This window comes from Halioglobus japonicus (genome assembly GCF_001983995.1).
In the GTDB taxonomy this organism is placed as follows: Bacteria; Pseudomonadota; Gammaproteobacteria; order Pseudomonadales; family Halieaceae; genus Halioglobus; species Halioglobus japonicus.
In genome coordinates this window covers 773,590-793,690 of sequence record NZ_CP019450.1, presented here as the reverse complement: position 1 = coordinate 793,690, position 20,101 = coordinate 773,590, and the positions used below count along the sequence as shown (strand labels likewise).

Genomic DNA, 20,101 nt, shown 5'->3' with positions numbered 1-20,101 from the left:
TTTAGCCTTTTGAAATCGTCGGGAGGCAGGGATGCCGGACGCCGAAGCGACCCCATGGATGGGCTCGTAGCTGTTTCAAAAGGCTTAAACAGTCTCCATGCCGGCGCGTAAAGAACACCACCAAAAAAAACGCCGACCAACAGGCCGGCGTTTTCATCAAAGAGTAGCGATTCGCAACTTAACCAAACTCGCGAACCAGCCCTCCGATAGACTCTTTCGCATCGCCAAACAGCATCCGCGTATTGTCCTTATAGAACAGAGGGTTCTCGATGCCGGCAAAACCAGAGGCCATGGAGCGCTTGAGGACGAAGACCGTGCGGGCCTGGTCCACGTTGATCACCGGCATGCCATAAATCGGGCTGCCTTCGCTCTCGCGTGCCGCCGGGTTCACCACGTCGTTGGCGCCGATCACGATGGCGACATCGACCGATTCCATCCGCGGGTTGATGTCGTCCATCTCCAGCAGTTGATCGTAAGGAACGTCGGCTTCCGCCAGCAACACATTCATGTGTCCTGGCATACGACCGGCCACAGGGTGAATACCGAAGTTCACTTCTGCGCCATTGGCTTCCATGATCTCAGTCAGTTCTTTCACCACGTGTTGTGCCTGGGCAACCGCCATGCCGTAGCCGGGGATGATGGCCACGCTGGAGGCAGCTTCGAGCACGTAGTAAGCGTCTTCGACAGAGATCGGCTTGATCTCACCTTCCACCTCGGTGGTGTCCTGCTTGCCAGAGCCGAAGCCGGAGAACAGCACGTTCGAGAGGGAGCGGTTCATCGCCTTACACATGATCTGGGTCAGGATGATACCCGCCGCGCCCACCAGGGAGCCGGCTACGATCAGGATGTTGTTGTTCACCGCGAAACCCGCCGCACAGGCCGCGAGGCCGGAGTAGGAGTTCAGCAGGGAAATCACAACAGGCATGTCGGCACCACCAATGGGGATAACCGCCATGATGCCGAACAGCAGCGACAGACCGATAACCACATACAGCCAGGTAGGATCGGCTGGGTTCATGCAGAACATCACTGCACTGCCAAGAATACCGACCACGATAGCGCCGTTCACGACCTGCTGGCCAACAAACATCAGCGGGGCCGAGGAGATTTTCTCACTCAGCTTGCCGTAGGCCACCAGTGAGCCAGTAAAGGTCAGGCCACCAATCAGGATGGACAGAACAATGGTCACCAGAGTGAAGGTACCGTTGTTCTCGGGATCCAGCGCAGCGGCGCCGACCAACAGGCTGGCGATACCGCCTGAGCCGTTGAAGAGGGCGACCATTTCCGGCATGGAGGTCATCTCAACCAGGCGTGCGGCGAGCGCGCCAACCACACCACCGATGGCAACGCCGATCAGGATCCAGGTGTAGTCGATGCCCTGGGACAGCAGCGCGGCGACAACCGCCACCAGCATACCGATGGAGGAGATCATGTTGCCGCGGCGGGCGGTGTCCGGTGAGCCGAGTTGCTTCAGGCCAAAGATGAACAGCGCTGCCGATACCACGTAGGCAAATTGGATTGCATTTTCCATGACCGCTTAGCCCTCCTTTTTCTTAAACATGGCGAGCATTCGGTCGGTTACCAGGTAACCGCCCACCACGTTAATGGAGGCAAAGGCCACGGCGGCAACGCCAAGCCATTTGGACAGGTCAGGATCGTCGACCGCGCCTACCAGGCCAACCGCGCCCACCAGGGTAATGCCGGAGATCGCGTTCGCGCCGGACATGAGTGGTGTGTGCAGGGTGGCCGGCACTTTGTTGATCAGTTCAAAGCCCAGGAAAATAGACAGCAACAGGATGAACGTCAGGAATACTTCTGCGGGAACCATGCTCAGCCCTCCCCTTCAATGATGTTCTTAATGGTCTCGTTAGTGATCTCACCACCATGGGTGATGATACAACCGGGCAGAATGTCGTCTTCGAAATCGACCTCGAACGCTTTCTGCTCTTCGCTCCAGTTGTCCTCGACGAGGTTAAACAGGTTGGAGGAGTACATCTGGCTGGCATCCCGGGCGACGTCGCTGGCCCAGTTACCGGTGCCGATAAGGGTGACGCCATCGCAATCCACGGTTTCGCCGGGCACGGAGCCCTCGACATTACCGCCGGTTTCCGCCGCCATGTCGACAATCACGGAGCCGGGCATCATGCCATCGACCATATCTTTGGTGACCAGTACCGGAGGCTTGCGACCGAAGACCTGGGCCGTGGTAATCACCACGTCGGACTTGGCGATCACGTCTTTCTGCGCCTGGCGCTGCATTTCCACCTGCTCTGGGGTCAGTTCCTTGGCGTAGCCACCGGCGGTCTCGCCGGTCTCGCCCAGGTCGATCTCCAGGAATTTTGCGCCCAGGGACTGCACCTGCTCGGCCACCACGGGACGGGTGTCGAAGGCAGTAACCTTGGCGCCCAGACGTTTGGCGGTCGCAATGGCCTGCAGGCCCGCCACGCCGGCGCCAATGACAAAAACATTGGCCGGCTTCAAGGTGCCTGCCGGTGTCATCATCATCGGGAAAATGCGCGGCAGGGCAGCCGCGGCTTTCATGACCATCACATAGCCGGCCAGGTTGGCCTGGGAACTGAGGGCATCCATTTTCTGGCTGCGCGTGGTACGGGGGATCATCTCCATGGAGATGGCGGTTATTCCCGCGTCCTTGAACGCATTCACAAGCGCGTGCTCGTTGAAGGGGTCCAGGTAGCTGATGTGAATGGCACCGCGCTTCATCAGCGCGATTTCTTCTGCGGTGGGTTTGTTCAATCGCAGCAACATGTCTGCATTAGCAAACAATTCACTGCGGTCAGCGGCAATGCTTGCCCCTACCTCGGTGTACTGCTCGTCTGTGAATCCTGAAGTGGTGCCCATTCCGGACTCCACGTGCAGGTCTGCCCCCATACGGACCAATTTCTTGGCCACGTCTGGCGTGATGGGAACCCGGTTTTCGCCCGGTTGAGTTTCCCTGGGTATCGCGATGCGCATAACGGTGTTTACCCCCGTTGCCTGTTTCTGTTTATGCACCGCGGCCTGATCTGGCCGACGGCACTTTCGGAGCGAGCCTCTTTGAGCCCTTGTCCCTACAACTTAATCACCCTCAATCAAGAGGGGGCGACCACTCTAGCACAGGGCAAATACCGCCGGAATAATGACCATTATTCACGACCTGAATTGACTTGCCCTAAACCATTGGCGAGACGCACCCTATCGCAGCCACGCAGGGAGTGGCCAATCTACCCGAGCTATTCGCTCAAACAATGACCTCGGGCCCAAATTAATAGACCGGAGAAATACTTGGAGAGAGGCTAACGGCGCCAATCAGCTGGGCTGGTGACGGTACTCCCACCAGGGTGGCAAAAGCTCGCGGTACTGCGACCAGGCATAGCGGGTATCAATTAACAGGGCGTGACCGCGATCGTCGGCGGTGCGCACGACCCGGCCAAGGGCCTGATCCACCTTCTGCATGCCGGGATAGAGATAGGCGTACTCAAAACCGCTGCCATAGTGGGCCTCATACCAGGACCGCAACAGCTCCCGCTCACGTCCCACCTGAGGCAACCCTACCCCGACAATAGCCACGCCCCGCAGTTGGTCACCGGGCAGGTCGATGCCTTCACCGAACGCACCCCCGAGAATACAGAACGCAGCGAGATTGCGCCGGGCGACAAACGCTGCAAGTAATTCCTCCCTGGCAGTGAGGTCCTGTCCGGGCTCCTGTTGCCACAGGGTTCGCTCACCCAGGTCGATGTGGCCCAGTGCATCGCGCATATAGGCATAGGAGGGAAAGTAGATCATGCAGTTCCCTTCGGTATTGGCCAGCCATTCCTGCAGAACCTGCACCAGCCGATCGAGGCTGTCAGCCCGGGCCCGGAAACGGGTATCCACCGCTGTCTCCAGCCGCACCTCCAGTTGTTCACTGGCAAAGGGGGAGTCCAGTCGCCGGCACACCGAATTCTCGGTAAGACCCAGAGTCTGGCGCATCCAGTGGGCCGGCGAGAGGGTGGCGGAGAAAGCCACCGCCGCGTGAGTGCGGGCGTGGCCGGCACTGAGTATGCGCGACGCATCCAGACAATTCAGCGCCAGCGCCAGGTTGCGGCCATCGGCATCACACTGCAGCTCGAACACAAAGTCCTCTCCCCAATAATCTGCCACGCGCAGCCAATGCAGCACATTGAAGTAGAAGTCACCAAGGGCTGATTCGCGCTGAAACAAGGTCGGCTGCTCGGCGAGCTGCTCACCCACGGCGGCGGTGAAATTCAGCAGCGCGAATTGCAACTTGTCTGACAGCTCCGGCCGGCAGTAGTAGTCCGGCTCTGGCCAGGGTTCTTTTTGCAGCACGAGAAACTGCCGATTAATCCGCTCCAAGGGACGCTTCAGCGACTTTGGCACGCCACGCTTAACGCGCATCAGCTGGGGCTTGGAGAGCGTCGCACTATACATACCGCGAGCTCGCTCGGGCAAATTGTGAGCCTCGTCCAACAACACTGTGAATCGCCTGCCACTGTGCTCAGCGAGTCGTCCGAGGCGCGGATAGAGGCTGTAGAGATAATGGAGGTCGGCAATCACCGCATCTACCCAGGGCAACAGATCGTCCGCCAACTGGTAGGGGCAGACCCTGTGCTCCCGGGCCACTTCCTCAATCGCCGCCCGGGACAGCGCGCCGCGCGCTATTGCGTCCTGGAGCGCGCCGGACAGACGATCGTAATACCCCTCCGCATAGGGGCAATCCTGTGCATGACATGCCTTACCCGGCGAGAAACAAATGCTGTCCTTGGCCGTCAGGCTCAGCCACGGCATGCTCAGGCCCGCACCTGCCATCAAAGTCAGACACTCCTCAGCCGCGCGGCGCCCTACCGTGCGTGCCGTCGCAAAAATAAGGCCGTCATGCTTACCCCGCTCCAGCGCGCGCAGGGCGGGATAGAGCACCGCCGCTGTTTTGCCAATGCCCGTGGGAGCCTCAACCATTAACTCACCACCGCGGTCGATGCACTTGTAGACCAATTCAGCGATATCGCGCTGGCCGGGGCGAAAGTCACCGTGGGGAAATGGCAGGTTGGTCAGTGAGGCGTCGCGTTGCCGGCGAATATCGGCCAGGGTTGCCAACCAGCCGCCGAAGGCCGCCAGGGTTTCTTCCAGAAAACTCGCCAGTTCGGCGGCGCTGTATTCCCGATCGACATACGTCTCCTCGTCGCGCTCTATATTCAGCCAGGTCAGGCGCACCTGCAGGCTATCGTGCCCCTCACTGCGGGCAATCAACGCCGCATAGATTGTAGCCTGGGCGATATGCAACCGGGTGACCGCCTCCGGAATGTCCGCCGGATCCACCCGGCAGGTTTTGATCTCCTCCACCTGCGCCGCCTGGGCGTCAAAACCATCGGCACGCCCTCGCACCAGCAGATTGAATCCAGGGAAAGCCTCGCGCATTTCCACGGCGTATTCAGGTTGATAAGACGCCGGGCGACGCCGGTAAATTCGCTGATGACCCTCGATACCCTGGGCCGCTGTAGGTGAAGGGGTAAAGCGATGATCGATATCACCCCGCCGGTGGCAAAACGCCGCCAGGTCACGCACGCTGACTGCGATTTCAATCATGGTTCCAGGTCACCCAGGCCACCTGCGCCGGAATATCGTGGCTCGCAAAAAAGCGCAGCCAACGCTTCTGGCTATCCTGCAGCGTATCCCCCGGCGCCTTTACCTCAATCATGCAGTACTGGCCCGGACTCTCACCTAATGCCAGTAAATCAGGGAAGCCCCGGCGGTTTTCGCCGGGATCGAACAGCATCCGCCGCCAGATCGCCAGCAAGTGCTCTCGCGGGATAATGCTTGCTGCCCGGGTTATCAGCTGCTCGTCGACATAGCGCCAATTCACCCAGCGACACTGATAACCCTGATAGCGGCACCAGGCCGCGGACAATTCAGCCGAGAGATCCGTGGTGGCCAGCTCATCGAGTCGTGCCGCCAATAACGCCTCGCGACGCTCGGCAAATCCCTGCTCATACATATCTGCCGGCACGGATTGGAACGGATGATGAAATGCGCCGGGTAATGGCGCGAAAATCTGCTCCCAGAATGCGAGCCCGAACAGGCTGTTCATCAGCTGGTTTTCCACGTAGTACACATCGGGCCAATTCGCCGCCAGCGCATTGGCTGCCAGCAACTCGACGCTCTGGTTGTCGCGCGTCAGCGCCAGCTCAATACGGGCGAAATTGTCGCGGGGTCGGCGCTGACTCGCCCCCGTCAGGGCACGCTGCAAACGCGGCATAATGCGCTGCGCTGCATCGCGCTCCTCCTCACCCCAGGGTTGTTCAATAATCGTCTCGCAGATTTCTGCGGCCTGCCCATAGCGCTCTGCGCGCTCGTGAATACGGGCACTGCGTTCTCTGGCAGGATGCAGATCGCTACGTGCGTATAGGGCCAGCGCCGCCTCGCCCTCGCCGGCCCGTTCCAGGTCGCGCGCCAGGCTGTTACAAAGCCGGGCATATCGCCTTAACGAGCTCGAGTAGCTCGGTGAAAAATCCAGCGCAAGCGCGGCCAGCGACGGCAGGTCGATTGCGTCGATCGCGCCCTCGCGCAACGCCCACCAGGCGTCGGCAATGGCAGCACAGCCGAGGTATTCATCCAGTGCACCGCGGTCACAGAACAGACGCTGGCTGCGATCGACGGTATACGGGTAGTGGCGCGCAACCCCAAGATCACTGAGCACAAAATCCGTCAGGCCCTGATGGCGATTGCCAAAGAACAGTAGCGAGAGCACCTCAACGATGTCTGCCCCGACCGGGCCAATCACCCGACCCGCGGTGAACAACGCCACCGGTATAGGCTCATCTTCAGGCAGCGCCGCCAGCAATTCTGCTTTGCGCAGTTTGTGGTCAAGCCCCATTGCTTGCGCCAGCGACTGGCGCGAGAACAGCGAGCCCGTTTCCGCAACCGACAACACGTTTGTCTCGACCAACAGGCCTGCACTGAGCAATGCTTCCACTGCCGCCGGCAGCGCATTCAGCTCTGGGTAATCGAGCTGTTCCTCGCGGAACCAGGGACCAACTCGCGAGATCAGCCGCACATAGAGGCATTGGGCATCGAAGGCCAATGCCCGGTAGGCGCTGACAAATGCCTGCTCGGCGGGCGCGAGCAGGTCCTCGTAGTTGCGCTCAACCGTATCCAGCAGGCGCAGGAAGTTGTCCCGATAGTAATGTGGCGCCAGTTCAACCGGGGCAGTAGCGTCCATACCCGCTGCTAGTCGATCTCCACTCGGATCAGGCGGCTGCGGTCTGCCAACAGGTAAATCAGGCCGTCGGGGCCCACCTGTACATCGCGAATCCGCATGTCGGAATTGCCCAGCAAGCGGGTCTCACGCCCCACCCCCTCGCCGTCAAGTTCGAGACGATTGAGGCGCTTCAGGCGCAGGCCTGAAACCAGCAGTGAAGGCTGCCACTGGGGGTAGTGGTCGCCGACGTAGAAGTCTATGCCACCTACACCAAGGGACGGCGTGTAGTAGACCAGTGGCTGCTCCAAGCCTTCTTTGTGGGTGCCCTCACCAATTTTGCCGCCGCCATATTCCTCGCCATAGGTGATCACCGGCCAACCATAATTGGCGCCGGCCTTGAGGATATTGATTTCGTCGCCACCCTGGGGGCCGTGCTCGGCCACCCAGATCGCACCGGTGACAGGGTTCTTGGCAATACCCTGGGGGTTGCGATGGCCGTAGCTGTATATTTCCTGACGAGCACCTGCCTGGCCGACGAAGGGGTTATCCTCCGGGGTTCCGCCACTCTCGGTAAGCCGCATGACCTTGCCGTTGTGGGTAGACAGGTCCTGGGCCAATTTGCGATTGCCGCGATCGCCAACGGTGATATAGAGGTAGCCGTCATCTAGCAGTAACCGGGAGCCATAGTGGCGGCGTTCGTTGTATGCGGGCAGCGCAGTGAACAACACCTCAAGTCCTTCCAACTGCTCGCCGGCCAGGCGGGCGCGGGCAACCCGGGTGGTGGAGCCGCCGTCCAGGGCAATGCTGTAGCTCAGGTAGATCAGGCCGTTGTCACTGAAATCAGGGTGTACGAGGACATCCAGCAGCCCCCCCTGGCCCTCAGAGAAGACCTCGGGCAGACCGCCGACGTCAACGGTGCTCCAGTCAGCGGGGGTGACGATCTTCAACACCCCCTCTTTTTCTGTGAGTAGCAGCCGGCCGTCGGGCAGGAAATCCATACCCCAGGGCTCACGCAGCCAGGTGAGCAACGTCTTGGCCTGCAACCCGGTCGGCTGTCCCGGCCCGGATTGCTCCGCCGCCCCCTCCAACAGGGGCTCGGACTCGCCCGCACCGCCTTCAGTGGCAGTGCATGCAGAAATGAAGAACAGACACGAGAACGTTGCCAGGACAACAAAAACGCGGCGCAAATAACTCATAGTTGACTTCCAAAGGCGGTACATTTGGTGCAGCCGCCAATGGTACGTGATCACATCGCCAATGTCAGAACCCTGTCAGCAAACTGTACCAACCGGCTCAATTAGGGCATTCTGCGCTACTTCACCCGTTCAGGTACAACACATTGACAGACAGCAGCCCCGATCGCATACAAATGAAGGCATGGATGGCCCTCACGCCCATTGTTTTCCTGGTGGTATTACTGGCCTGTTCGGTCTACCTGTTCGGCGCGGATTCGTCCTATGGCGCCAACCAGATCGCCCTGGTGCTGGCGACCTGCGTCGCCGCGCTGGTCGCCAAATTTAACGGCCAGGGCTGGAAGGAAGCCCAGGAGGGCATTGTTAACGGCATTGGGGTAGGCCTGGGTCCGACCCTGATTTTGCTGTCGGTAGGCATGCTGATCGGCACCTGGATTCTGTCTGGCACTGTGCCGGCGATGATTTACTACGGTGTGCAGATTCTTAACCCGTCGGTGTTCTACGCCGCCAGTGCGGCCATCTGCGCTATCGTGGCGATCAGCATCGGCAGTTCCTGGACCGTCGCCGGCACCCTGGGCATTGGCCTGATGGGCATTGCCGGCAGCTTCGATCTCTCCCCCGCCATTACCGCCGGTGCAATTATTTCCGGTGCCTACTTCGGCGATAAACTGTCGCCCATGTCGGACACCACCAACCTGGCGGCGGCGGCAACCGGGGTGGACCTGTTCGACCATATCCGCCATATGCTTTGGACCACAGTGCCCGCCTTCACACTGGCACTGGTGCTGTTCGCGTTAATCGGCAGTGGCAGCGGCGGCGCCACGCCGGAAGAGATCGCCGCGCTGCAATTGGCGCTGAGCGAACAGTTTTCGATTGGCCTGCACCTGCTCCTGCCGCTGGTGCTGATGCTGGCGCTGGTGTTCAAACGCTTCCCCGCCTACCCCGCGGTGGTCATCAGTGCGCTGGTTGGCGCGCTGTTTGCCATCGTATTCCAACCGGAGCAGGTCGCGCGCCTGGCGGGCGATACCGCGGGCCTCTCAGCATTTTTTGTCCAGTTCAAAGGAGTCTGGATCGCGCTCTTCCAGGGGTATGAGTCCGCCAGCGGCAATGAGTTTCTCGACGCGCTACTCAGCAAGGGCGGCATGAGCAGCATGCTCAACACGGTGTGGCTGATCATCAGTGCCCTCGGATTCGGCGGCGTTCTCGAACGCACCGGCATTCTCGCCTATCTGCTCGACCTGGCCCTGCGCGGCGTCAAGAGTGTGGGCTCGCTCATTACCACCACGGTGCTGACCTGTATTGGCACCAACATCCTCGCGGCAGACCAGTTCATCGCTGTCGCCCTGCCGGGACGCATGTACAAGGATGAGTTCGCCAACAAAAACCTGTCCCGATTGAACCTGTCCCGCACCCTGGAAGACTCGGCCACGCTGACATCGGCCCTGATCCCCTGGAATACCTGTGGCGCCTATATGTCTGCCACCTTGGGGGTCGCCACATTTACCTACGCACCCTACGCGTTCTTCAATCTCGCCTGCCCCATCATCGCCATCATCTACGGCTACCTGCACTTCGCCCTGAAACCTGCAAGCTACGATGAGGAGATCCGCGAGCCTGAAGGTGCCCATGGCTGATTTTCCCTGGGATCACCCCAATCCCCATACGCTGGAACTCACCGTCGGCCCGGACCATATAGATGGACTAAAGCACACCAACAATGCGGTCTACGTGCAGTGGTGTGAACAGACGGCCTGGTCACACTCCGCCGCGCTGGGGCTGGATCTGGCCTGCTATCAACAGCTGGATCGTGCCATGGCCGTCATCCGCGGCGAATACGACTACCTACAGGCCTCAAGGGAGGGCGATGAACTGGTGGTAGGCACCTGGATTGTGTCCTGGGACGGGCGCTTGAGTATGGAGCGCAACTTTCAAATCCTGCGCAAGGGCGACGCACAAACGTTGCTGCGAGGCGTTGTGCGCTTCGCGTGCATTGAGCTCAGCACCGGCCGACCGCGACGCCTGCCCCGCGAATTCATAGAGGGCTACGGACCGGCGGTACTCGAGAGTACTCCCTGAACGCCTAACTGCGCTGCCAGTCGAAACACAGGACCTGGCGAATATCATCGATGCCGGTGGCGAGCATTAACAACCGATCCAATCCCAGAGCCACACCGGCACACGCCGGCATTCCCCGCTCCAATGCCTGCAGCAGGTATTCATCGAGGGGCCGCTCAGTCAGCCCCAGCCCCCTGCGCCGGGCATTGTCAGCCTGAAAACGCCGCCGCTGTTCTGCAGGGTCGGTCAGCTCCCAGTAACCATTGGCCAGCTCTACACCATCGACATAGGCCTCGAAGCGATGACCTACATTAACGCTGTCGACACGGCCAATCCGCGCCAGCGCGGCCTGGCTGGCGGGGTAGTCATAGACGAAACACATTCCGCGATCGGCGAGATCAGGTTCAACCAGGTGACTCATTAACACGTCCAGCCACATATCCCGGTCACCACTGAGATCGCCGAGGTCGAGCGTCTCCCTGGCCCTGCTCTCAAGTTCGGCATCGGTCGCGGTAAAGGGGTCGAGCGACAGCGTTTCCAGGAACAACGCCCGGTAACTGAAGTAGTGAGCTGCACGACCCGGCAGGCAGTGATGCAGGAACGCCTCCACCTCAGCCATAAGCTGGTGGTGATCCATGCCGGGCCGGTACCACTCCAACATTGAGAACTCGGGATTGTGGCGCGAGCCCGCCTCGCCGTCGCGAAAGGCCCGGGCAATCTGGAAGATCGCACCGCTCCCCGCCGCCAGCAGGCGTTTCATGGCGTATTCAGGTGAGGTCTGCAGGTAGCGCGGCGCGCTCAGCGACTGGCCACGCTCAACCATAAGGGGTTCTATCGAGGGGTCGGTCACACCACTGGAACAGAGCAGCGGTGTCTCCACTTCGAGTACCTGGCGGTGCTCGAAAAATTCGCGAATCTGACGGTACAACCCTGCCCGGGCGCGCAGGACCTCCGTCAGGGCTGCATCAGATTCGCTCAAGCGCAGATCAGGACTTGCTAGCCCGGCCCTGGTATTCACCGGTGCGGGTGTCCACGCGAACAACCTCACCTTCGCTGAGGAACAGCGGTACCTTCACCACCGCACCCGTGCTGAGTTTGGCGGGCTTATTGCCGCCCTGGGCGGTGTCGCCCTTGAGACCAGGATCGGTTTCAACAATTTCCAGCTCGACAAAGTTGGGCGGAGCAACAGACAGCGGCGCGCCGTTGTACAGAGTGACCTCACACTTGTCCTGTTCCTTCAGCCACAGGTGTGAATCACCCACGGCTTTGGCATCGGCCTGGAACTGCTCAAAGGTGTCGGGCTCCATAAAGTGCCAGAATTCGCCGTCGGTGTAGAGATACTCCATCGTGCGGTCCATCACGTCGGCGCCTTCGAGGGATTCACCGGATTTAAACGTCCGCTCCCAGACCCGACCGGTGTTCAGGTTACGCAGCTTGACCCGGTTGAATGCCTGACCCTTACCGGGCTTTACAAACTCGTTATCGAGGATAGAGCAAGGTTCGCCATCGAGCATGACCTTCAGACCCGAGCGGAATTCGTTGGTGGAATAGTTCCCCATGGTGCTTGTCCATTACGGTTAAAAAAAGGGCGCTAATAATACCGCAACGGGCGCCCCTTGGGGAGCATCCCCGGTCAGCTGGCGAGGACCGTGGTTTACGACCATAATGGTTACTCAGGTGGCAATCTGCAGTGGGCAAGGAGGGCCTATGGCCAGCGAGACACCAATTCGTCTGCAACTGCCTGCGCAGGACCTGGCAGAATTATCTGTGTTCGCCGCCCGGGAGGAAAGCGCACACCAATGGGCAGCACAACTGCCCGTGGCCAACCCGGAAGTAGTCGCCAACAGACTCGCCTCTGCACTGGAACAACTGTGCCGCTGTCGGCTGCAACCGGAGCTGCGCTTCAGCCTGCTGGAAGCACTGCAATCCAATTTGCAAATCGCCTGTACCAGCCTCTCCCGCCGCTTTCTCAACCAGCCGCTGGTCATGCCCGAAGAACCGAGACGCGTGGCGGCCTTGATCGACCGCTTATACGCCCTCTCGATTTCCGCCTATAACTGCACCGCTGTAGAGGCACTGCAGCAGCGCGACAGCGTCCGCGGCATCAACCCGGCGCGGCTGGTCTGCGAAGCCCTGCTACGAGCCCTGCAGTACTGCGGCAGGAAAAGATTGCTGGAGTTCCAGCTGCACAAACCTATGGAGCCCCATGGCTGGCTAACCATGCACCAGCTGTACGCCCTCGGCGAGCGCCAGGAGCTGGCGGAGATTGCACTGCCGGGCCCGGGTGACACCCAGATCAGTATTCGCCAGTGTTATCTGGTGGCCATGCTTACCGGTTGCTGCAAACCCAATCAATTGCGCCAGGCCGATCTGGCGATTGTGCACCAGGCACTATTGCAGTGGTCGGACCTGGTCGAGATTGGCGGTGAGGACGGCCTGTTCCTGGTCGATCTGGACCACGACCAGCCACCGCTCTACGCCTCACTATTTCGCGACACCATCCCCGCCACAGCGCGCAAGGTCAACACCGCGCCGCTGGTGGCGCACATGAAAAACCTGCAGGCATCCAGTCAACGCTCAGGCGTCACCCTCGATGACGGCACCAACCTTACCCAGGGTCTAATCTCGCACATGATCGACGCACTGGGCTCAGTCAGTGTGCGCAATTTCGTCCGCAAACCGGCCAAGGGGCCACTGGCCGTCAGCATTGGCTTGAGCGCGGCCCACTATCACGCCGCAGGCGATCGCAGTTTTCCCGAAGCGGTGTATGGAAGCGAGTATCTAAACCATCCCACCGAGCGCCGGGAGACCACGCCCTTTGGCGAGCAAAGTGGTAGTGATGTCTGGAGCAGGGCCAACCCGGAGACTGATTTCGAGCGACAACATAGCGACTCCGAAGCCGAGGCCTATCTCGACCACCAGGTGCAATTGGACGCCCGCTCTGCCGCCGCCATCCTCAGTGGCGACGACGACCCGCAGCTGGAGCGCAACTACCCGCTGTATATGCCCATGATGGTCAACGCCAGCCCCGGCGGCTATTGCCTCGATTGGCAAGAGGAACTTCCAGCGGAGCTGAAAGTGGGCGATCTGGTCTCCGCCCAGGAAGGTCAGCATGACCAGTGGGTGCTCGCGGTCATACGCTGGATCAGCCAGCTTGAAAATAAGCGCACCCTCATGGGCATCGAGTTGCTGAGCCCACAGGTCAAAGCCTATGGCGCAGTGACCCGCAGCAAAACTGGCGAAGAAACTGAGCCTCAACGCGCCCTGCTATTGCCTGAAATCAACCTGGTCGGGCAACCGCAAACCCTGATCACGCCGCGCACGAGCTTTCGGGAAAACCAGAAGATCACTCTGCAGCGCCCCGGTGAGGAACTGCACCTGCAGCTCAACCGGCAATTGGCCGCCACAGGCAGTTTCTCGCAATTTGATTTTCGCTACGTGCGCATGCTTGGTGACGTCATCGCCGATGACACCAGCGGCCTGGTGGACTCAGCCTACGACTCTGTGTGGAGTAATATCTGAGCGACTCAGTGATCGCTCTGGTAGCGATCGCTAAAGCCCAGCAAATAGAGAATGGCGTCAAGGCCAAGCGTGGAAATGGATTGCTCGGCCGATTGCTTCACCAGTGGCTTGGCCCTGAATGCGATGCCCAGGCCCGCAGCACTGAGCATGGGCAAATCGTTGGCGCCATCACCGACCGCGATTACCTGCTGCAAATCCAGGCCTTCCTGTTCCGCCAGCTGACGCAATAAAAACGCTTTGCGCTCGCCATCGACAATTGTGCCGGTGACCTTGCCGGTGACCTGACCATTCTCGATATCCAGTTCATTGGCATGCACATAGTCAATGCCGAGGCGTTGCTGCAGGTAACGGGCAAAATACGTGAAGCCGCCTGAAAGAATGGCGGTCTTATAGCCCAGCTTGCGCAGTGTGCTGATCAGGTGTTCGGCACCCTCGGTAATGCGCAGCTCTCCCGCAATCCGCTCGAGGGCCTCTTCGCCTAAACCCTCGAGCAAGGCAACCCGAGCCCGGAAACTCTCAGAGAAATCCAGCTCACCGCGCATCGCCCGTTCAGTGATTTCACTGACCTGATCACCCACACCGGCGTGAACAGCCAGCTCGTCAATCACTTCGGCCTCGATCAGGGTTGAGTCCATATCAAACGCGACCAGGCGCCGATTGCGACGGAACATATTGTCTTCCTGGAACGCCAGGTCGACATCCAGCGCCCCGGCGACCTCCAACAAATCGCGCCGGAAAGCACTGGAATCAGCGAGCGGACCACGCACCGAGAATTCCACACAGGCCTTACTCAGGGCGGGCAACTCACCCAGCGGAATACGCCCGGACAGGCGGTTAATGCTGTCTATATTCAGGTTGTGCCGCGATACAACCTCGGTCACTCGGGCCAATTGATCCGCAGTAATCTTGCGCGCCAGCAGCGTAATGATATAGCGCGCTCTACCCTGGGCCTGGATCCACTCGTCGTAGGCCACGCTCGCCACAGGGCTTACTTTCACCCGCATGCCCTGGGCTTCAGCCTGGGCATCCACGGCAGCGGTAACCGCCTCGCGATCAACGCCAGCGGGAAGTTCAATCAATATGCCCATGGACAAGGTGGCGTGAATCACTGCCTGGCCAATATCCAGAATATTAACCCGGTGTTGCGCCAGAATGGCAGTAACGCCAGCAGTGACGCCGGGGTGATCTTCGCCGGAGATGGTAATCAGCAGGATTTCGCTCAAGGGACTGTCCAGGGTCTGTGAAAGCGCCGCTATTCTAACCGTTTGCCCGCAGCACTGAAAACTTCCACGACAACCCGGACACATCCGGGCGGGCTGGTTTATACTGGTCCGCGACCATTAGCAGACAGCGACGCCGTGATAGAACGCCTCAATAACGCACCCCTCGGCCAACAGCTCGCCACCTTTACCGCTGGCCTCTGTCTGGCGGTCAGCCTTGCCCTCGTCGCCCTGGGGAGCATTTCCAGCAAACACCTGCAGAGACAGCAGCAGGCAGAGTTCGGCAATGCCCTGGCTCACCAGATTGCGCGCCGAATCAGCACCTCCCTGGAAACCGGCGACCTGCTCAGCGTCTCCGCCTCACTGCAGCGTTTCGTAGAGACCTCGTCTGCCGCACGGGTCGCTATCTTCGACGTGGAGGGCAAAGCCCTCGGGCAGGCAGGCGATGCTGCCGGCCAGAACCTGTTCGAGTATCGCGCACCTCTGCGCATCGAATCCGACATTGCCGGTGAAGTAGTCATTACGGTTAACACCGACTCCGCCAGCGCCGCCCACCTGCGCTTCGTGCTGAGCCTGCTGGGGCTCGCCATTCTGCTGAGCCTGACCCTATACGGCGTTGGCCTGCACCTGGGCAAGCGTGTCGGCGCCCGGGTATCGTCACTGTCCAAACAGATTGCCCTGGAAGGCCAGGGCCCCACTCCACCCAATACCAATGAGCTGGACCTCCTCGCGCGCCGGGTGGACGACCTGCCCATGGAATTGCTGCGCACCAACAGCGAGCCGGTGGCCAGCGACGAGAACTACCGCACTACGGCGGTGTTGTATCTGCAGCTGGACAGCCTGATGGCCTATGTGGATACCCTCGACGAACAATCTCTGCACCGCTATACGGATCGCCTCCATCAGGTCGTCTATGCCTCGGCAGGCTTTTACGGCGGCGAAATCCAGGTCACCCGCCAGTTTGCCCTGGCAGTGTATTTCTCGGGCCGGGGCAATGCGGGCAGCGCTCCTTTCCGCGCCGCCTCCTGCGCCTGGCTGATACACGCGGTGGCCGCGGAGCTCGAAAAACACATGCCACTGTCCCTGAATATTTCCATCGCCGCATCCCTGAGCGAGCTGGGCGTGGGCGACCACAAGGACATCTACCCGGGGCTGTATATGCAATCGACCCTGGATGAACTGCAGCAGGTCTGCGCCAGCAAGCCCCAAAAATTCTGCTGTCACCGGCGGTGTGTGAAGATACTGACGTTGCGGGCCGCATTCAGCAGCAGGCAACTGAGGTCATGGACTACACGATGGTGGAAGGGTTTGCTGGGCCTTATGACGATCTGCTCGAGCGGCAGCTACAACTCATTCTGAAGCGACTGCTCAATCCTGCCTTGTTGTAGTGCTCCTGCAATCCGGTCTGGAAGTCGGTTGAAGCTTCCTGAAACCGCTGCAAGGCCATCCATGGCGCGCTTCGGCGTGCGGCATCCATGCCTCTCGACGATTTCAGGAAGCTTCAACCGACTTCCAAACCTCGACTCAGTTCTCAACTGGGATATCCAAAACTGTCACTCCTGGTGATAACGGAATCGAGCGCCGGGGCTGGGCTGAAAGGGTTTTCGCACCATCAGGTCGTGCTTATGATTTGTGGAGACGGCGGAGGGCTTTCAGCCCAGCCCTGGCGCGGGTAGCCAAAGCCTACCCGCAATTGGGGGGGTCAGCCCTCAACCACCATGGCATCCACCTTCTGGAACCCACGCGGCAGCTTGTTACCGCGCCGCCCGCGCTCACCTCGGTAGTGCTCGAGGTCAGAGAACTTCAGCTTGTGGTGACGTTTGCCGGCGTGAACCACCAGCGTATCGCCTGCCCTCAACACCTGCACCGAGACCACCCATTCCTCACGGGCCTGTACCCGGGCCGGCGGAATACCAATGATCTTGTTGCCCTTGCCGCGTGCCATCTGCGGCAGATCGGCCAACGGGAACACCAGCAGGCGGCCCTCATTGGACACTGCGGCCACCCAGGCACCCTCAGTCTCACCAATGGCAGCCGGTTGCATGACCTTGCCACCTTTGGGCAGAGACAGGGCGGCTTTACCGGCCTTGTTCTTGGTCTGAAGATCGCTGAGCTTGCCGACAAAGCCATAGCCCGCGTCGGAAGCGAGCAGATACAGCTGTTCGTCACCGCCGGTCATCATGCCCTCGAACGTGGCACCGGACGGTGGGTTAATGCGCCCGGTCACCGGTTCGCCCTGGCCTCGGGCCGAGGGTAGATTGTGGGACGGGACGGTATAGGCCCGGCCGGTGGAATCCAGTATGACGGTGGGCTGGTTACTGCGGCCTCGCACCGACATCTTGTAGCCGTCGCCAGACTTGTAGGAGAGTGTGGTCGGGTCGATTTCATGACCCTTCGCCGCACGAATCCAGCCCATTTGCGACATAACCACGGTAATCGGGTCGGAGCTCATCAGCTCCAGTTCGCTGAAGGCCTTGGCCTCGTCGCGGGTTACCAGCGGCGAGCGACGGTCATCACCGTATTGTTCTGCCACGGCCAGCAGTTCTTTCTTAATCAGCGTCTTGAGGCGCGCCGCGCTGCCGAGAATCTTCTCGAGGTTATCGCGCTCTTTTTCGAGCTCATCCTGCTCGCCGCGAATTTTCATTTCCTCGAGCTTGGCGAGGTTGCGCAGCTTCAGTTCGAGGATGGCTTCTGCCTGGATGTCGCTGATGCCAAAGCGATCCATCAGGGCCTGCTTGGGCTTTTCCTCGGTGCGAATAATGTGGATGACTTCGTCAATGTTTAGGAAGGCCACCAGATAGCCTTCCAGAATGTGCAGGCGACGCAGCACTTTCTCGAGGCGGAATTCGAGCCGGCGGCGAACCGTGTCGGTGCGGAAAGACAGCCACTCCTTGAGGATACGGTCCAGGCCTTTTACCCCGGGACGACCATCGATGCCAATCACATTCAGATTGACCCGGTAGCTGCGCTCCAGATCCGTGGTGGCAAACAGGTGATTCATCACCCCTTCAATGTCCACCCGATTAGAGCGCGGCACAATCACCAGGCGCGTGGGGTTCTCGTGGTCGGATTCATCGCGCAAGTCAGCCACCATGGGCAGCTTCTTGGCCTGCATTTGCTGGGCAATCTGCTCCAGCACCTTGGAACCGGACACCTGATGCGGCAGGGCACTGACGACAATGTCGCCGTCTTCCTTCTCCCAGCGGGCACGCATTTTTAACGCACCGCGACCGCTCTCGTACATGGCCAGAATATCTTCACGAGGCGTTATGATTTCCGCTTCGGTGGGGAAGTCCGGTGCCTGCACGAATTCGCACAGCTCACTGACAGTGGCCTTGGGATTTTCCAGCAGGTGTACGGTGGCAGAGACTACTTCATTAAGGTTGTGCGGAGGCACATCGGTCGCCATACCTACAGCGATGCCGGTGGTGCCATTGAGCAGCACATTCGGCACCTGGGCCGGCAACACCGAGGGTTCCTCGAGGGTGCCGTCAAAGTTGGGAACCCAGTCGACGGTGCCCTGGCCCAGTTCGCCCAGCAGAACATCGGCATAGGCGGTGAGGCGCGATTCGGTATAGCGCATGGCCGCAAAGGACTTGGGATCGTCCGGCGAGCCCCAGTTACCCTGGCCATCTACCAGCGGGTAGCGGTAACTGAAGTCCTGCGCCATGAGCACCATGGCCTCATAGGCAGCGCTGTCTCCGTGGGGATGGAATTTACCGATAACGTCGCCCACGGTGCGGGCTGACTTCTTGAATTTCGCCGAGGCCTTCAGGCCCAGCTCGCTCATGGCGTAGACGATGCGCCGCTGTACCGGTTTCAGGCCATCGCCCACATGGGGCAAGGCCCGGTCGAGAATCACATACATGGAGTAATCCAGGTAGGCCTTCTCGGTATAGCTCTTGAGCGACACCTGTTCGATGCCGTCGTCGTCGATTTCTATTATGTCTGACATGATGTTCCGTTTGTTGCTTGGGTTCGCCCGCGCTGCGGGCGATGGGTCAGCCCCGTAATCCGACCAACTGCTCGTTGAGATTAACGATGGAGTTGGCCATATCGATCAGGAGGCTGTGAATAGTGGCCGGGTTGCGCTGAATCAGCTCCGTGAATTGCTCTTTGGGTACTTTCACCACTGAACAGGTCGTTTTGGCCCGCACGGTGGCACTGCGGTCTGCTTGAGTCAGCGCCGCCATGGCGCCAAATATTTCACCGTCGACAATCCGCCCTACCGGCACATCGTCGACGATGACTTCTGCCGTACCGACAGACATGTTGAATACATAGTCGGCACGATCGCCCTGGCGAATAATGATTTCACCCGGCTCATAAATCTCGAAACCCGGTGTCGCACCGGCGTCGGCTTCGACGCTGCCTGAGGTGATTCTCAGCATCAATCCAGAGTAGGTAATCAGCAGGCGTGTCCACAGCCGGATGGCCGCCGGGTCTTCAAACACCTGGCGCATGAACTCGAGGGCGGAGTAGGCCGTCAGACGGGCACCGGCGTCACTGCCAAAGTACACCGCGGCCTCTTCTTCCTGGTTGCCAGCGATATCCGGGAGGAGAATTTCGCCCTGTTCCATCACGTAAATCAGCTTGCCCTGATAGCGAGCGGTGAGCGAACCGCGCTCGATGACATAGAACTGGTTGCCGTCGAATCCGCGGAAGTTGCCGCGGTCAGTCGGGCCCACTTCCATAGGAATGCCCGGCATATTCACCGCTTCGAGTAAGGCGGCGACCAACTGCTTGTACTGACGGCCGAGAATGGTGAAATCCTGGGAGAGCTCTGCTTTCGCCAGCATCTAATAACCTCTTGCGGAGGGGGCGTGGTATACCCCGGATATTGTGTTGTTCTAAGGTGACCGGGCTATGCCTGCCACGCGATGAGGCCTATAGTAGCAACTTCTCAGCGCGGCGAGAAC

General features: G+C 59.9%; 15 protein-coding genes. 4 read left to right on the top strand and 11 right to left on the bottom strand.

Going from position 1 to position 20,101, the window contains the following annotated elements:
• Positions 1–178: 178 nt before the first annotated feature.
• The 6 genes from BST95_RS03795 to BST95_RS03770 all read right to left on the bottom strand — a co-directional run bounded on the left by BST95_RS03795 (position 179) and on the right by BST95_RS03770 (position 8,388).
• Positions 179–1,531 carry an NAD(P)(+) transhydrogenase (Re/Si-specific) subunit beta gene (locus BST95_RS03795; RefSeq protein ID WP_084198223.1) on the bottom strand — a complete coding sequence of 451 codons (1,353 nt, stop codon included), beginning with the start codon at positions 1,529–1,531 and terminating at the stop codon, positions 179–181.
• Positions 1,532–1,537: 6 nt separating this feature from the next.
• Entirely contained in the window at positions 1,538–1,828 is a 291-nt protein-coding gene (locus BST95_RS03790; protein WP_066057156.1) for an NAD(P) transhydrogenase subunit alpha part 2, read from the bottom strand.
• Between the two features lie 2 nt (positions 1,829–1,830).
• Positions 1,831–2,973: a Re/Si-specific NAD(P)(+) transhydrogenase subunit alpha gene (locus BST95_RS03785; protein ID WP_084198222.1), complete on the bottom strand. Its 1,143-nt coding sequence runs from the start codon at positions 2,971–2,973 to the stop codon at positions 1,831–1,833.
• A 333-nt stretch (positions 2,974–3,306) separates the two neighbouring features.
• The gene (locus BST95_RS03780) at positions 3,307–5,580 is read right to left on the bottom strand and encodes an ATP-dependent DNA helicase (protein WP_084198221.1); all 2,274 of its coding nucleotides are present in this window, start codon (positions 5,578–5,580) and stop codon (positions 3,307–3,309) included.
• Positions 5,573–7,213 carry a VRR-NUC domain-containing protein gene (locus BST95_RS03775; RefSeq protein ID WP_084198220.1) on the bottom strand — a complete coding sequence of 547 codons (1,641 nt, stop codon included), beginning with the start codon at positions 7,211–7,213 and terminating at the stop codon, positions 5,573–5,575. Before BST95_RS03775 ends, BST95_RS03780 begins: the two co-directional genes overlap by 8 nt.
• An 8-nt stretch (positions 7,214–7,221) precedes the next feature.
• Positions 7,222–8,388: a PQQ-dependent sugar dehydrogenase gene (locus tag BST95_RS03770; RefSeq protein WP_084198219.1), complete on the bottom strand. Its 1,167-nt coding sequence runs from the start codon at positions 8,386–8,388 to the stop codon at positions 7,222–7,224.
• 173 nt (positions 8,389–8,561) lie between these two features.
• Between BST95_RS03770 and nhaC the strand changes: the two genes are divergently transcribed.
• Together nhaC and BST95_RS03760 are read left to right on the top strand one after the other, a co-directional pair.
• Positions 8,562–10,019: a Na+/H+ antiporter NhaC gene (nhaC, locus tag BST95_RS03765; protein ID WP_082850167.1), complete on the top strand. Its 1,458-nt coding sequence runs from the start codon at positions 8,562–8,564 to the stop codon at positions 10,017–10,019.
• Positions 10,012–10,461 (top strand): acyl-CoA thioesterase, encoded by a 450-nt coding sequence (locus tag BST95_RS03760; protein WP_084198218.1) that lies wholly within the window; start codon positions 10,012–10,014, stop codon positions 10,459–10,461. Before nhaC ends, BST95_RS03760 begins: the two co-directional genes overlap by 8 nt.
• Before the next feature lie 4 nt (positions 10,462–10,465).
• Here BST95_RS03760 and epmA read toward each other — a convergent pair whose 3' ends face one another.
• Both epmA and efp read right to left on the bottom strand, forming a co-directional pair.
• Complete coding sequence (gene epmA, locus BST95_RS03755) at positions 10,466–11,419, bottom strand: EF-P lysine aminoacylase EpmA (RefSeq protein ID WP_084198217.1); 954 nt, start codon at positions 11,417–11,419, stop codon at positions 10,466–10,468.
• A gap of 7 nt (positions 11,420–11,426) precedes the next feature.
• Positions 11,427–11,999 carry an elongation factor P gene (efp, locus tag BST95_RS03750; RefSeq protein WP_084198216.1) on the bottom strand — a complete coding sequence of 191 codons (573 nt, stop codon included), beginning with the start codon at positions 11,997–11,999 and terminating at the stop codon, positions 11,427–11,429.
• A 148-nt stretch (positions 12,000–12,147) separates the two neighbouring features.
• On the opposite strand from efp, the gene BST95_RS03745 reads away from it, so the two are divergent.
• On the top strand, positions 12,148–13,962 hold the full coding sequence (locus tag BST95_RS03745) for a hypothetical protein (protein WP_084198215.1): 1,815 nt from the start codon (positions 12,148–12,150) through the stop codon (positions 13,960–13,962).
• A gap of 5 nt (positions 13,963–13,967) precedes the next feature.
• On the opposite strand, the gene serB is transcribed toward BST95_RS03745, so the two are convergent.
• Positions 13,968–15,185, bottom strand: coding sequence for a phosphoserine phosphatase SerB (serB, locus tag BST95_RS03740; protein ID WP_066057134.1), 1,218 nt, complete (start codon positions 15,183–15,185; stop codon positions 13,968–13,970).
• A gap of 135 nt (positions 15,186–15,320) precedes the next feature.
• Here serB and BST95_RS03735 point away from each other — a divergent pair, with 135 nt between their 5' ends.
• The gene (locus BST95_RS03735) at positions 15,321–16,541 is read left to right on the top strand and encodes a hypothetical protein (protein ID WP_084198213.1); all 1,221 of its coding nucleotides are present in this window, start codon (positions 15,321–15,323) and stop codon (positions 16,539–16,541) included.
• A 343-nt stretch (positions 16,542–16,884) separates the two neighbouring features.
• Here BST95_RS03735 and parC read toward each other — a convergent pair whose 3' ends face one another.
• Together parC and BST95_RS03725 are read right to left on the bottom strand one after the other, a co-directional pair.
• On the bottom strand, positions 16,885–19,137 hold the full coding sequence (gene parC, locus BST95_RS03730) for a DNA topoisomerase IV subunit A (protein WP_084198212.1): 2,253 nt from the start codon (positions 19,135–19,137) through the stop codon (positions 16,885–16,887).
• A 46-nt stretch (positions 19,138–19,183) separates the two neighbouring features.
• On the bottom strand, positions 19,184–19,981 hold the full coding sequence (locus BST95_RS03725; RefSeq protein WP_066057128.1) for a cyclic nucleotide-binding domain-containing protein: 798 nt from the start codon (positions 19,979–19,981) through the stop codon (positions 19,184–19,186).
• Positions 19,982–20,101 lie beyond the last annotated feature (120 nt).